Raw genomic sequence first — 14454 nt, forward strand, 5'->3', positions numbered from 1 at the left:
AGTATTCCGGGCAGAATACATAAACCGACCGGTTGGTCAATAAAGCAGTGGGAAGCAACTTAATGACGATCCAGCAGGTGCAAAGTTTTGTAGCGGGACGCTGGCGCGACCCTGACGGCAGCGCCCGGAACATCCGGTCGGCGATCACCGGCGACATAATTGCACGGGCGGGCGTCGAGCAGTTGGACACGGCAGAAATGCTGCACCACGCGCGCGAAAAAGGGGGCGCTGCGCTACGTGCTTTGACCTTCCATGATCGTGCACGCTTGCTCAAGGCGCTGGCGCTTTATCTGCAGGAACGCAAAGACCAGCTTTACGAAATTTCGTATGACACGGGCGCTACACAAAAGGACCACGCCTTTGATATCGACGGCGGTATCGGCACGATGTTCGTCTTTGCTTCCAAAGGACGGCGCGAGATGCCGGACGGGCACGTCTACCTTGATGGTGGACTGGAGCAGCTTTCGCGCAGCGGATGCTTTCAAGGCCAGCATGTCTGCACACCGTTGCAAGGCGTCGCGGTACATATCAACGCCTTTAATTTCCCGGTCTGGGGTATGCTGGAAAAGCTAGCACCGGCTTGGCTGGCGGGGATGCCCGCGATTGTAAAGCCTGCCACAGCGACATGTTATGTGACCGAACGGGCGGTTCGCATGATGATCGAAAGCGGCATACTGCCTGATGGTGCGTTGCAGCTTGTTTGTGGTGGGCTTGGCGACCTGCTCGACCAGTTGGATGCACAGGATGTGGTCAGCTTTACCGGATCGGCCCAGACCGCGCTAATGCTGAGATCCCGGCCACGGCTTTTGTCGCAGTCTGTGCGCTTCATTGCAGAGCAGGATAGTCTTAACGCCACGATCCTCGGCCCTGATGCCATAGAAGGCAGCGCAGAATTTGACATATTCGTCGATGAGGTGGTTCGCGAGATGACCACCAAAGCAGGGCAGAAGTGCACCGCGATCCGCCGCATCATCGCGCCGCACCAACAGGTGCCTGCGGTAATTGCTTCCTTGAAAAGCCGGTTGGAAGGCATCGTGGTTGGTGACCCGCGTGCACCCGAGACGCAAATGGGCGCTTTGGTGTCAGCACAGCAACGCGAAGATGTAATGGAAAAGGCAAGCCAGATCGGCCGAGAGGCCGAACGTGTCGTCGGCGATCCGGCTCACCTTGATTTGTTTGGAGATGTGGCGCGTGCTGGCGCGTTCCTGCCGCCGATGTTGTATCATTGCGACGATCCGGATGCCGCGGCTGAAATCCACAGGATAGAAGCATTCGGTCCGGTTTCGACAGTGATGCCTTACCGAGATCTGGATCATGCCATTACGCTGGCAAACCGGGGCGAAGGCAGTCTTGTCGCGTCAGTCTTCACATCTTCCGGGGATGTCGCGCGCGAGGTCGTGCTGGGTGCAGGAGCGTTCCACGGGCGGCTTTATTTCAACAACGCAACTTCAGCGAAAGAGGCGACAGGACACGGCGCGCCCATGCCCCACATGGTGCACGGTGGGCCGGGTCGGGCGGGCGGCGGAGAAGAGATGGGCGGGGTGCGCGGCGTTATGCACTACATGCAGCGCACCGCCGTTCAGGGCAGCCCCGATATCCTTTCAGCGGTCGGCCGTCGCTGGGTGCCCGGCGGCGCTGAGATCTCCGCGAAATTGCATCCTTTCCAGCGCGGGTTTCGCGATCTGACCATCGGCGAAACCCATCATACCGATGCGCGCGAAGTTACTCTGTCGGACATCGAACACTTTGCTGCCTTCACCGGCGATACCTTTTACGCTCACATGGACGATGCCGCAGCCAAGCGAAACCCGTTCTTTCCGGGTCGTGTCGCGCACGGATATCTATTGCTCAGCTTTGCGGCAGGCCTTTTCGTGCAACCCGACGAAGGACCGGTGCTAGCCAACACCGGGCTTGACGCTTTGCGCTTTATGAAGCCTGTTTCGGCAGGCGATAGCATCAAGGTACGTATCACGGTAAAGCACAAAACCCCGCGCAACGAGGACTACGGCGAGGTGCGGTGGCATGTCAGCCTGACAAATCAATTGGATGAACTTGTTGCGGAGTACGAACTGTTAACGATGAACGCCCATCAGGCGACGTAAGTAGCATAGGCAGCCGCCACAGGGCTGTGCTAAGCTCAGGCTACTGACCAAGCCATCCGACCGGAAATTCCTTGCAGGCATCCCATCACCTTGTCACCGACCTGGCCACACGTGAGACGATCAAAACATGGTCGCTGATCGTCACGCTTTTCGGAGATCTCGACGGAGACAGGCTGACAGGTGCGCAAATACGCGAACTTCTCAGCCACATTGGTGTTAAGCCTGAAACCATACGTGTGGCGCTGCACCGGCTCAAAAGTGATGGATGGATCGTGACGTCGCGCCGCGGGCGCGAAGCGGTCTATACTTTGTCAAACAGCGGAAAAAAGGAAACGCGGGCGGCAGCCCCAGATATATACCGTACAGATGTGAAATACGCCGAGGGCTGGCATTTCTTGGTGTTGCCGGACGCCGCCGTGTCGCCCCCCGCGATCGCCGTTTCCCGCGATGTCGTCTTGTTCCCCGCCGTAGCGCGTGTCAAAGCACCGGACGCACTTTTGCTGCAGGCGGCGACAGAAAGCTTGCCAGAATGGTGTGCGCGTCAGCTGGTGCCGGACGTCTTGTATCAGAATGCACAGGCGCTGCTTGACGCGCTTGTTGCCTATCCGGCTTCGCGAAAAGACTTCGGGCCGCAAGACAAAATCGCGTTTCGCCTGCTTGTTTTACACCATTGGCGACGTCTGGCGCTGCGTACGGGCACATGGGCGCATATCGGCCTTGTCCCTGAGGGCGGTTTGGCGGCGTGCCATGCGGCGGTCACGGATTTTCTTGACCAGACCCCCCGTATCGCATTCTCAGGTCATGTGACCACTCATAAACAAAGCACCTGAAACATGATCCGACCTGAAGCCATTATTTTCGACCTCGATGGGACTTTGGTACATAGCGTTCCGGATATGCAGGTGTCGCTCAACAGAGTGCTGACTGCACTTGAGCGCCCGTCACTGTCGGAGGATGTGGTGCAGAGTTTTGTCGGCAACGGTGTCAGCCAACTGGTGGCCCGGGCACTCGCCGCGACGGGCGGTGCTGACAAGGCATTACGCCGACAGGCCATCGGCGATTTTCTTGATGATTACGCAACACAAAAGACAGTACTGACCCGACCGTACGCCGGGGTGGTGGATTGCCTTGACGCGCTGAAAGCAGACGGCTTCCCAATGGGAGTATGCACCAATAAGCCGCAGAAAGACGCGCGCGAAATGTGTGAAACGCTCCGGTTGAGTCACTTTTTCGACGATATAACCGGTGCCCGCCAAGGCGTGGCGCGCAAGCCTGATCCCGCCTCGTTGCTCGCGTCGATTACGGCGCTGGGCGCGACCGCTGCCACCTCACTTTATGTGGGAGACAGCGCAGTGGACTATGAGACATCCGGAAATGCGGGCGTATCTTTTCGCCTCTTTACCGGTGGTTATCTTAATCATCCCTTACCTCAACTTAATCCAGTGCATCGCTTTGATGACTGGGGCGCGGGGCAACTCGCGGCGTGGGGATTTTAGCCAATCGCCTCGGAAATGGCAGCAACAGTAGCCGACACAATCTGGTCTGCTTCCTTTTTGCTCAGACTAAGGGGCGGCGCAAAGCCGATTGTATCGCTTTGAGGCATGGCGCGCGCAATGACCCCGTGTTCCTGCATTTTGGCGACGACTTGCGGTGCAACACTGCCCACCGGGTCAAAGCCCAGACGTTGGCCTTTATCTGAAACGAGCTCGACGGCAGACAGCATGCCCTCGCCACGCACTTCTCCTACATGATCATGTTTGCTCAATGCATCAGACAAGGCATCGGTCAGATAGGGGCCGACCGTGCCCGCGTTGCGCACCAGATCAAGGCTGTCGATAAGCTTGAGGTTGGCGACACCGGCAGCGGCACAGATTGGGTGCGCTGAGTAAGTCCAGCCATGGCCAAACGCCCCATGGGCATCGGTGCCCTGTTCCAGTACCCGCCACATTTTGTCCGATACAATTGATCCGGAAAGGGGGGCGTATGCCGATGTCAGCCCTTTTGCGATCGTCATCAGGTCCGGTTTGATACCGTAGTGGTCGGACCCGAACATGCTGCCGAGCCTGCCAAAGCCGGTTACGACCTCATCCGCAACCAGTAGAATCTCGTGCTTCTCCAGTATCGGCTGGATGGCCGCCCAATACCCTTCAGGAGGTGGTACAATGCCGCCGGTACCCAGCATCGGTTCCGCGACGAATGCAGCAATTGTCTCCGGGCCCTCCGCTTCGATCAACGCTTCCAACTCGGCTGCAAGCCATTTGGTAAAATCGGCCTCATGCTGTGCCGGGTCTGGCCGCTGGTAATAGTAGGGCGCGTGAGTGTGTAGTACCTGATTGAACGGCAGATCGAATTTTGCATGAAAAAGCCCCAACCCCGTGAGCGACCCGCTCATCAAACCCGAACCATGGTAGGCGCGTTGGCGCGAGATGATCTTTTTCTTCTCGGGGCGACCGAGAATGTTGTTGTAGTACCAGATCAGTTTGACGTTGGTCTCGTTTGCATCCGATCCGGACAGCCCGAAATAGACCTTGGACATATGCGCCGGCGCCCGGTCCATGATCATCTTTGCAAGGGTGATCGATGCTTCGGTCCCGTGGCCGACGTAAGAGTGATAATAGGCCAAATCTCGCGCTTGATCAGCGATCGCCTCCGCAATCTCCGTGTGCCCATATCCGACATTTACGCAATAGAGCCCTGCAAAAGCGTCGAGCAGCCGTGTGCCGTCCCGATCTTCGATGTAGACACCCGATGCGCGCGAGATGATGCGCGTGGGCGTGTCGCCTCTTGCATGTTTGGCAAGGTGAGTTGAGGGATGAAAGAAATTCTCCCGGTCCCAGGCGTCCAGTTGGTCATTCTTGAGCATGGAAGTCTCCTTTCGAAATTGGGGGTCAGGTCGGATCGGGTACGGCGAGCACGGCAAGGCAATCACCCGGCTGGATGAGGCCCGGGTAATGCCGCGCTGTCAACATCCCGTCACGCTGCGCCAGTACGACGAACGGCGGCTGCCCCGTCGCATGCGGATCCCAGATCTGTGCCAGCCGGTCTCCACGACGCACAGATTGGCCAAGCGGCTGATCAAAAGCGATCAGGCCACCGCAGGGCGCAAAGTGAAAGCAGTCGTCGTCCGGTTGGCTCAGATGTACAGTTGGTTCAATATGCGGCGCTCCGTGCAGAATACCTGCGTGAACCAGCAGGTTTCTCACACCTTTCCGCGCGATGTTCAACGTATAGGGCGTGGCGGTGCCACCGCCGCCTAGTTCGGTTGTGACAAATGTTTTTCCAAGCTCTTCGGCCGCGTTGTCGTACATGCCCAAAGCATCGATCTCGCGCATTTCAACGCTGAAAGGCGCATTAAAGGCATCCCGGGCTTTGCGGCAGCGTTTTTCCTGTTCTTTGTCTTCGAGAATGTGAGACGCGGCAAAGGGCAGAAAATCCAAAGTCTTGCCGCCGGAATGGAAATCCAGCACCACATCGGCCTTGGGTAACAAAGTGCGCTGAAAGTAGTCGGCTATCTTCTCAGTCGCCGAGCCGTCCGGTCGGCCTGGAAACACGCGGTTCATATTGCCCTGATCTATCGGTGACGTACGGGTGCCGGCGAGAAATGCAGGATGATTAAACGAAGGAACGATAAAAATGCACCCGCTCACCTCATCTGTCGACAGGTTGCAAGCAAGCTCGTGCAAGGCAACGGGGCCTTCATATTCGTCGCCATGATTGCCGCCAGTAAGCAAGGCGCAGGGTCCTTGCCCGCGTCGGATCATCGTAATGGGAATTGGGATGGAGCCCCATGCGCTGCCATCATGGCTATGTGGCAGACGCAAGTGCCCGTGATGCACGCCGTCGCGGTCAAAATCGATCGTGGCGCTGATGGGAGAATCGCGCAAGGGCCTTACTCCTTGATAACCAGTTCGCGCGGAGTATTGCACAGGCACTCGACACCGGTTTCTGTGATGACGATCGGTTCGGTGATTTCCAAACCGCCATCATCCAGCCATAGCGCGGGCATGAAGTGAAAGCTCATACCCGGTTGCAATTCAGTTTTGTCGCCAGCGCGAAAGGACATCGTCCTCTCGCCCCAATCGGGGGGGTACGACAGGCCGATGGCATAGCCGCACCGACTGTCTTTCTCAAATCCGAGTTTGTTCAGCGTCGTGTTGAATGCCCGCGCAATGTCTTCGCAGAGGTTGCCCGGTTTCGCGGCCTCCAGCCCGGCTTCGACAGCCTCCAATACGGCTTTTTCCGCATCAAGGTATTTCTGCGGTGGTTTGCCCAAAAACAATGTGCGCGACTGAGGGCACTGATAGCGGCGGTGTGCGCCGGCAATTTCGAAAAATGTGCTCTCACCGGCGCGCAGTGGGCTGTCATCCCAAGTCAGGTGCGGTGCTGTCGCATCGACACCAGAAGGTGCCATCGGGACAATGGCCGGATAATCCCCCCAATGCCCCTCTGCTCCGGCAACTGAGGTATGGTAGATATCCGCGATCAACTGGTTCTTGGCCAACCCCGGCTCTGCACGATCACGGATGGTACGGTGCATGGCTTCAACAATCCGGGCCGCACGGCGCATATAGGTCAGTTCCGTTTCCGACTTGACCGCCCGCTGCCAGTTCACCAACCCCGTGGCATCGGAGAACTGCATCCCACCAAGGGTCTGTTGCAGACAGAGAAAAGCTGCCGCAGAAAAGTAATAATTGTCCATCTCAAGACCAATGCGCGCGTCCGGAGCGGTCCGGGCGCGGATGAGGTCCGCCAGATCAGACATAGGGTGTTTGTCCGGGTTCTGGACATAGCTGTCATCGTATCCGCGGATGTTATCGGCAACCAGCCAGGTGGTCAGGCCAGCGCCCACCGCGTCCATTGCACGCCCCCACCAGACAGGCTCGCCTTCGAGTGTCAGAAACACGCCTTGGTGGACATAAAAAGACCAGCCGTCGTAACCCGTTAGCCATGCCATATTGGACGGGTCGGTAACAAACAACGCTTGCAGACCGCGCGCATCCATAGAACGGCGCACCTTGTGCAAACGAAGATCGTACTCGTCGCGAGAAAACGGAAGGTCCGGCATGGCGCATCCCTTTGGAAAGACAGTGCGACGGTATCATGGAAAAACGTCTTCGCAAGCGCGTCATTGACCGCGAGGACAAAAGCGGGTTGCTATGCGGCTATGGATATATTGGACAACCCATACAAAGGTGCCGGACTAGACCACCCCGCACTCGGCGAGATACCCTGGACGGCAGCAGATGCGGCCGCGCCGCAGGCGCTGACATCACGATGCCCCCGTGCGGCAAGGACACCATTGATCGACGCCACTACTCTCGCTCAGGACACCGGTGTCGCATCAGTTCATATAAAAGACGAACGCGGCCGCATGGGGCTGGGCAGCTTCAAGGCGCTCGGGGCCGCTTATGTGATAGCCTGTGACGCGGCCAGCGGTGACGCATCGGCGCGCACCTATGTCACCGCCAGTGCGGGCAACCACGGCATGTCCGTGGCGGCTGGCGCTGCCGCCTTCGGGGCCAAGGCGCAGGTCTACATCGCTGAAACCGTACCCGAAGCGTTTGCAGAACGGTTGCGGGAACAAGGCGCAGAAGTCATCCGCGAAGGTGCAGTCTACGAAGACAGCATGGCAGCGGCTGCGCGAGCGGCCGAAGAAAAGGGACTTACCCTGCTTTCGGATAGTTCGTGGCCTGGATACTTCGAGCGTCCACATCGCCTGATGCAGGGTTATCTGGTGCTCATGGCCGAAGCTGTCGCGCAAATCCCGACCCCTCCAACTCACATCTTTTTGCAAGCGGGTGTCGGGGGATTGGCAGGCGCTTGCGCCGCGCACGCGCGCGCCGTTTGGGGAGATGCGCCCAAGATTATTGTTGTTGAGCCGGAGGCCGCACCAGCGCTGACCGCGTCGGTCAAAGCGGGCGCTCCTGTCGTTGCACCGGGGCCGGTGTCGATGATGGGAAGGCTCGATTGCAAGGAGCCTTCACTGATTGCGTTAAAGAGCCTTGCGCGCGATGCCGATCACTTTCTGACGATCAGCGAAGGAGAGGCAGATTTTGGCACGATGCGGGCTGCGGATGCTGGGATTGCGTCAACGCCTTCGGGTGCAGCGGGCGTCTCCGCGCTTTTGGCCGCATCGTCCGAAGGGGCCTTGGAGTTAAGCGACACATCCCGTGTTCTGCTCGTCCTCAGCGAAATGCCGGATTCCTGATGTCTGACGTAGTATTCCCTGTGCAGGAGTTCCAAGAGCGAACAGCGCGCGCACAACACCGCATGGCCGAAGCGGGATTGGACGCCTTGCTAATGACGACAGAACCGGAGGTGCGCTACTTTTCTGGGTTCCTGACCCGTTTTTGGGAAAGCCCTACGCGCCCTTGGTTTCTGATCGTGCCGGCCGTCGGAAAGCCGATTGCGGTTATTCCGTCTATCGGCGTTGCTTTGATGCAGACCACATGGATAGACGATATCCGAAGCTGGCGCGCGCCCGACTACACGGATGATGGCGTCAGCCTGCTGGCTGAAACGCTCGCCGAGGTGACCGGCCCCACCGCCCGCATCGGGCTTCCGATGGGCAGAGAGACGCTTTTGCGGATGCCTCTGGCCGATCTTGAGCGCTTGCGCGACGTGTTAAAACCACGAGAGCTCGTCGACGCCGGTGGCGTCATGCGCGGGCTGCGCCAAGTCAAGTCAGAGGCGGAAATCGCGGTGATGGCGCAGGCCTGCGGCGTTGCCAGCCGTGCATTCGACCGGGTGCCCGAGATTGCGAGAGACGGTGTCCCGCTTTCAGAAGTTTTTCGACGGTTCCAGATGCTGTGTCTGATGGAGGGCGCGGACTTTATTCCGTATCTTGCAGGTGGCGCGGGGCGGGGCGGCTATCGCGACGTGATTTCTCCTGCCGGTGATACGCCGCTTGAGCGTGGTGATGTGCTGATGCTTGATACTGGTTTGACGGTTCAGGGCTACTTTTGTGACTTTGATCGCAATTTTTCCATTGGACCGCCATCGGCTGCCGTAGCTGATGCGCATGAGCGCCTGATCGAGGCGACCGAGGCGGCTTTTGAGATCGCGAAACCCGGTCAACGAGCGTGCGATCTGTTTGCAGCGATGGATGCAGTCTGCACACGCGGCAAAGGCGGATCGGATGCGGGCCGGTTAGGCCATGGAGTCGGCATGCAACTGACCGAACCGCCATCGCTAATCCCGGCTGACGAGACAGTTCTTGAACCCGGCATGGTTCTGACGCTCGAACCTGGTATCGATCTGGGCGACGGGCGGATCATGGTACATGAAGAAAATATCGTGATCGGCGAAACGGGCGCCGAATGGCTTTCACTGCCGTCCGATCACAACATCGTGGTGATTGACTGATGGATGAACCGGTTTTTGAATACAAGACACAGCAAATAACGGCACCGCGGCTTGGTCTGATTGCTTTGCAATCCGATGAAACCATAGAAGGCGATCTGCGCCGGATGTTGCCACAAGATGCCGAATGCCTCGTTTCACGTGTCGCGTCCGAAATGGAGGTCACGCGTGAGACACTGGCGTCAATGGAGCGCCACCTGACCGCTGCAGCCGCTCTGTTTCCGCGTGGTATACAGTTTGACGCTGTTGGGTACGGATGCACATCCGGTACGGCGCAAATCGGCCCGGATCAAGTTGCCGCAAAAATACGCGACGGGGCACCGTCGGCATTTGTGACGCAACCCCTGTCGGCGCTTATCGCGGCCTGTGGCGCGCTTGACCTGAAGCGCTTGGCGCTGTTGTCCCCTTATGTGTCCGAGGTCTCCGAACGGCTTCGCGAGGTTCTGAGCCAAAATGGTGTTGAGACTCCATTGTTTGGCAGTTTTGACGTTGGGACCGAAGCTGTCGTCGTGAGAATTGATAGCAGGTCAATCATCGACGCAGCACAATCGTTAATTGGCCAGTCAGATACGCCTGTTGATGCGCTTTTCCTATCCTGTACCAACTTGCGCGCGATAGATGTGATTGAACCGCTGGAAGCTGCGCTTGGCATGCCGGTCCTGACCAGTAATCAGGTGCTGGCGTGGCACCTGATGCGCAAGACCGGACTAGATCCATCGTCCGGCGCGCCAGGACGGTTGTTTGCGCATATTGCCTAGGCTGGCACGGCTGACGGGGCGTCGCCTCCTTTGGCCTGCTTGTCTGCGATCCGTTCGCGCCGGAAATAAGTGTGGTACAGCACAGGCACCCCGATCAGTGTGAGCACAGACGCAAAACCCAAACCGGCCATGATGGTCACAGCCATCGCAACAAAGAAACTGTCAGCCAGCAGTGGCACCATGCCGAGAATGGTTGTCCCCGCAGCCAGAACAACTGGGCGAAGACGGCTGATTGATGCGGTAACAATTGCGTCGTGTTGGATCAGGCCCTCGCTCTTTTTCGCATCGATTTCCTCGACCAGCACGATCGCGTTCTTGATCAACATGCCCGACAATGACAACAGACCCAAAAGCGCGGTAAAACTGAAGGGCACGCCGGTAAACAGAAGGCCGAGTGCGACCCCGTTCACGGCCATCGGCACGATCGTCCAGATCACTGCCGCTTGTCTGAGACTTCCAAAGAGCAAAATCGTGATCAACAGCATAACACCGAAACTCAGGGGCATCTGCCGCCCAAGCGACGCCTGCGCATCGCCTGCGCTTTCAAATTCACCACCCCATTCCATTTTATAACCGGGGGGCAATTCGATTGCTTCGATGGCACTACGCACTTCGACAAATGCCGTGGGTGGTGTCACGCCATCAATCACATTGGCCTGAACGCTCAGCGTCGGCACGCGGTTGCGCCGCTCTATCAACGTGTCGCGGACTTCGACTGTGAATCCGTCAATCATCTGGTCAAGCGCGATATAGTCTTGCAGTGCGGGAGACCAAACAATCTGGTCAAGCAGTTGTCCGGGCTGAGCGACCTCTTCGCGAGGCGTGCGGATAATGATCGGGATCAGCCTTTCGCGTTCGCGGTAGACGCCGGCTCGGATGCCATCCGTAGCCAGTGCGATGCCGGTGGCGACGTCCGACCGCGCGACGCCAACTGCCTGTGCGCGATCTTCGGCAAACACCGGAACGGTTACCAGTTCCCGTTCGCGCCAGTTGGTGTGTTCCGTATGAAGATCAGGCGTTGCCGTCTCCAGTATTTCAAGCGCTTCATCTGCGATACGACGCAGGACATCGGGGTCAGGACCAGAGAACCTCACCTCGACATCGGCGCCAACGGGCGGGCCGTATATGACTTGTTCGGAACGGGTTTCTGCCCACGGCAACGCTCGCGCGGCAAATACATCCAGATCGCGCCTGATGGCGGGGATTGCTTCGAAGCTTTCGGCCCGTATCAACAGTTGCCCAAGCGACGGATCAACCGGTTCGGGATCGTATGTAAGGATGAACCGGGTGAAGCCCTGACCAGAGGAGCCGGTGACGGACAGTACGTCGTCGCGCTGCAAAAGCCAGTCTTCGACAACTTTCAGGTCGTCGCTCGTCTGGAAAATAGAACTGCCCTGAGCTGCCTTGTAGTTAAAATAGAAAATCGGCGTATTCGCAGCTGGGAAGAACTGTTGACGCACCTGCCCGAATGCCGCGACACAGACGGCTGTGGTTCCGATCAGCCCTACTATGACCAGCCAACGTACCCGAAGCGCACCGCGCACCAAAGTGCCGTATCCGCGAAACAGGCGCCCGCCGTAAGGGTCTTCGCCATCTGCGATGCCGCCGACCTTGAAGAAATAACCAGCCAAGAGCGGTGTCGCAGTAACAGCAACGATCCACGACAAAATGAGTGACATGCAGATCACAGCAAATAGAGAGAACAGAAACTCGCCGGATGCATCCGGGCTAAGGCCGATACCGGCAAAGGCCATAATCCCGATGATCGTTGCGCCGAGCAGGGGGATCTGGGTCTTGCCAGCAACCTCATCGGCGACTTCCGGTGCCTTGCGCCCGCGGCGCATCTCCACCTGCATACCTTCGGCGACCACGATGGCGTTATCTACAAGCATCCCCATCGCGATGATCAAGGCACCAAGGCTGATGCGTTCGATCTTGATGTCAAACAGGAACATCAGGAAAAAGGTTGATGTCACTGTCAGCAAAAGCGACAGACCAACGACCAGCGCTGCGCGCCAGCCCATGAACAGAGCGAGCACGGTGATGACGACGCCGACAGACATGGCGAGGCTCGTCAAGAACCCCGCGTTGGCTTCATCCACGACGCGGTGCTGTTCATAGATCGGATGCAGCGCGACGCCGAGCGGAAGGATCGTTTCAATCCCTTTCAGGTGAGCCTCGACCGACTTACCAACAGTTACGATGTTTCGCGAAGACAGCCCAGCAATGCCAAGCGTGAACGCATCCGTGCCGTTGTGGCGGATCAGGTGCTCTGGGTGGGCAACCCGCCCGCGATAAACAGTCCCGATGTCGAGAAGATTGACGACTTCGCCGCCGAAACCGATGGACAGCCCGGCGATCTCGTCGACGGAGTCTTCACCTGTGGGTGCATCGATCCGCAAATCCTGCGCGCCCGACGGTGCCGTGCCGGTCGGGACTACGGCATCGGCAGTGGCGACCGCGTTAAGGATCACACCGGGGTCGACACCCAGATTGGCGACAGTATTGCTATCCGGCTCAACGAAAATTGCCTCTTCCGGCAATCCCATGATCTGGGCATTCGCCACGCCATCGACTGACAGGACCTCGCGTCTCAGATAATTGGAAATTTCCCAGATTTCTGCATCGGTAAAGCCGGGCGCGGTCACGGCATAAAAAATACCAAACACGTCCCCGAAATCATCGTTCACAATTGATGGCTCCGCACCAGCGGGCAGATCGGCCGCGGCATCCGCGACGCGGTCCCGCAGGTCGTCCCATACCTGGGGCAGGGCGTCGCCATCGTAGCTGTCGCGCACTTCGACTTCGATCACTGAGACGCCCGGCGTGTTGCGCGATGTTATCGTCTTGATCTCGTCCATCTGCTGGATCTCGGCTTCCAGCACTTCGGAGATTTCACTGGATACCTCCGCCGCAGATGCGCCGGGGTAGGGGGTGATCACCAGAGCAGATTTCAGTGTGAAAAGCGGGTCTTCCAACTTGCCAACAGAAAGATACCCGACCGCCCCGCCGATCAGGCAAAACAGCATGAAAATCCAAGTATAGAGCGGCCGTTCGATCGAGGCGCGGGCGATTTTCATCTGTTCACTCCTCGACTGTGAGGCCGGTATAGCGACGTACCTTCTGGCCATCAGAGAGCAAATGCGCGCCCGCGGCGACGATTTCATCCTCGGGCGCCAGACCGGTTACGCGCAACTCTGTACCGGATGTCGATATTACTTCGACGGGCTTTGCCTGAACGGTTCCGTAATCTGTGCTGCCGCTGTCAGGTTGAAACACCATGGCTTTGGCCTGACGGTCTGCTGAAAGAACCAAGGCCGTGGCGGGAACGGGACGACCGGGTTCGGAATACGATTGGTCGACGGCGGCTGTCACCGTCATCGATGCACCGGGTATCAGGGTGGAAATGTCTAATTCGGGCAGCAACAGCGTAACCAGAAATGATTGGCCGATGGCCTCTGTCTGGGCCTCGAACTCGATCAGTTGTAGCGGTACGGGGTCCGCAAGTTGCGCAATTTCGCCAGTAAATCTGATTGCGTCGGGCGGGATGCCCGCTTGAAACAGGCGTTCGGGCACATCAATCTGAACTCTGATCTGGGACATGTCATGCAGCCGCAAGATCGTCTGGCCTGGTGTGACATTGGAAAAGTTTGCGGCCACCCGATCTGCGACAAGCGCGTCAAAGGGCGTGGTCAGCGTCGCATCCTCGAGAGCCGCACGCGCGTCCTCCAAGGCCACTTCCGCGAGTTCGCGCGCTGTAATCGCGTCTTCTGCACGTACGGCAGAAGCAACATTCGACGCTGCCAATTGCGAGGATCGAACTTCCTCGCGCTTGGCCTGCGCCAGTGCCAGCTCCGCACGTGCAACAGCGCGTTCAAAGTTTTCCGTCTCAAGTGCCGCGACGACCGTGCCTTGAGGTATCGTTTCGCCCTCCACAACCGGCAGTGTTACAAGCCTGCCGCCCACTTCAAAGCTCAAATCGACGGTTTCACGCGCTGCGATGCGACCAAAAAAACGGCGTTTATAAGCGAATTCCGGGTCACCACTTGCCAATAGCTTCACCGACGGTACCGGAACGGGTAATCCGGTAGGGCCCAGTTCAGCATCGCCTTCTTTTTGTTGGGCAATAGCGATTGTCGCACTGATCACGGCCGCAACGAGCACAGCCGTGAACGCAGAAAGATGGTTGAACATTGCTAGCCTCTTTGTGTCACAAGTGAACTGTATAGTTC

11 protein-coding genes are annotated in these 14454 nt (G+C 58.1%); 6 read left to right on the forward strand and 5 right to left on the reverse strand.

The window, feature by feature from the left end; all coding sequences use genetic code 11:
- Nucleotides 1-62 precede the first annotated feature (62 nt).
- The 3 genes from paaZ (at nucleotide 63) to AC2D8V_RS05980 (ending at nucleotide 3598) form a co-directional block, all read left to right on the forward strand.
- Nucleotides 63-2102, forward strand: a complete 2040-nt coding sequence (paaZ, locus tag AC2D8V_RS05970) for a phenylacetic acid degradation bifunctional protein PaaZ (RefSeq protein WP_484732595.1) — start codon at nucleotides 63-65, stop codon at nucleotides 2100-2102.
- A 71-nt stretch (nucleotides 2103-2173) separates the two neighbouring features.
- Nucleotides 2174-2932 carry a hypothetical protein gene (locus tag AC2D8V_RS05975; protein ID WP_484732596.1) on the forward strand — a complete coding sequence of 253 codons (759 nt, stop codon included), beginning with the start codon at nucleotides 2174-2176 and terminating at the stop codon, nucleotides 2930-2932.
- Nucleotides 2933-2935: 3 nt separating this feature from the next.
- On the forward strand, nucleotides 2936-3598 hold the full coding sequence (locus AC2D8V_RS05980; protein ID WP_484732597.1) for an HAD-IA family hydrolase: 663 nt from the start codon (nucleotides 2936-2938) through the stop codon (nucleotides 3596-3598).
- Here AC2D8V_RS05980 and AC2D8V_RS05985 read toward each other — a convergent pair.
- From AC2D8V_RS05985 to doeA, 3 genes are read right to left on the reverse strand one after another with little or no spacing between them, the layout of a single operon-like run.
- Nucleotides 3595-4965: an aminotransferase gene (locus tag AC2D8V_RS05985; protein WP_484732598.1), complete on the reverse strand. Its 1371-nt coding sequence runs from the start codon at nucleotides 4963-4965 to the stop codon at nucleotides 3595-3597. The genes AC2D8V_RS05980 and AC2D8V_RS05985 overlap by 4 nt on opposite strands.
- A gap of 25 nt (nucleotides 4966-4990) precedes the next feature.
- Nucleotides 4991-5986: a N(2)-acetyl-L-2,4-diaminobutanoate deacetylase DoeB gene (doeB, locus tag AC2D8V_RS05990; RefSeq protein WP_484732599.1), complete on the reverse strand. Its 996-nt coding sequence runs from the start codon at nucleotides 5984-5986 to the stop codon at nucleotides 4991-4993.
- 5 nt (nucleotides 5987-5991) lie between these two features.
- Nucleotides 5992-7167, reverse strand: coding sequence for an ectoine hydrolase DoeA (gene doeA, locus AC2D8V_RS05995; RefSeq protein WP_484732600.1), 1176 nt, complete (start codon nucleotides 7165-7167; stop codon nucleotides 5992-5994).
- 99 nt (nucleotides 7168-7266) lie between these two features.
- Between doeA and AC2D8V_RS06000 the strand changes: the two genes are divergently transcribed.
- From AC2D8V_RS06000 to AC2D8V_RS06010, 3 genes are read left to right on the forward strand one after another with little or no spacing between them, the layout of a single operon-like run.
- Nucleotides 7267-8310, forward strand: a complete 1044-nt coding sequence (locus AC2D8V_RS06000) for a pyridoxal-phosphate dependent enzyme (protein WP_484732601.1) — start codon at nucleotides 7267-7269, stop codon at nucleotides 8308-8310.
- Entirely contained in the window at nucleotides 8310-9467 is a 1158-nt protein-coding gene (locus tag AC2D8V_RS06005; RefSeq protein WP_484732602.1) for a M24 family metallopeptidase, read from the forward strand. Before AC2D8V_RS06000 ends, AC2D8V_RS06005 begins: the two co-directional genes overlap by 1 nt.
- Nucleotides 9467-10222: a maleate cis-trans isomerase family protein gene (locus AC2D8V_RS06010; protein ID WP_484732603.1), complete on the forward strand. Its 756-nt coding sequence runs from the start codon at nucleotides 9467-9469 to the stop codon at nucleotides 10220-10222. Before AC2D8V_RS06005 ends, AC2D8V_RS06010 begins: the two co-directional genes overlap by 1 nt.
- On the opposite strand, the gene AC2D8V_RS06015 is transcribed toward AC2D8V_RS06010, so the two are convergent.
- A complete protein-coding gene (locus tag AC2D8V_RS06015) occupies nucleotides 10219-13302 on the reverse strand; it encodes an efflux RND transporter permease subunit (protein ID WP_484732604.1) in 3084 nt (1027 codons plus the stop codon). The two genes, AC2D8V_RS06010 and AC2D8V_RS06015, sit on opposite strands and share 4 nt — an antisense overlap.
- 4 nt (nucleotides 13303-13306) lie before the next feature.
- Entirely contained in the window at nucleotides 13307-14416 is a 1110-nt protein-coding gene (locus tag AC2D8V_RS06020; protein ID WP_484732605.1) for an efflux RND transporter periplasmic adaptor subunit, read from the reverse strand.
- Nucleotides 14417-14454: the final 38 nt, after the last annotated feature.

It is taken from the genome of Roseobacter sp. YIN89, assembly GCF_057219365.1.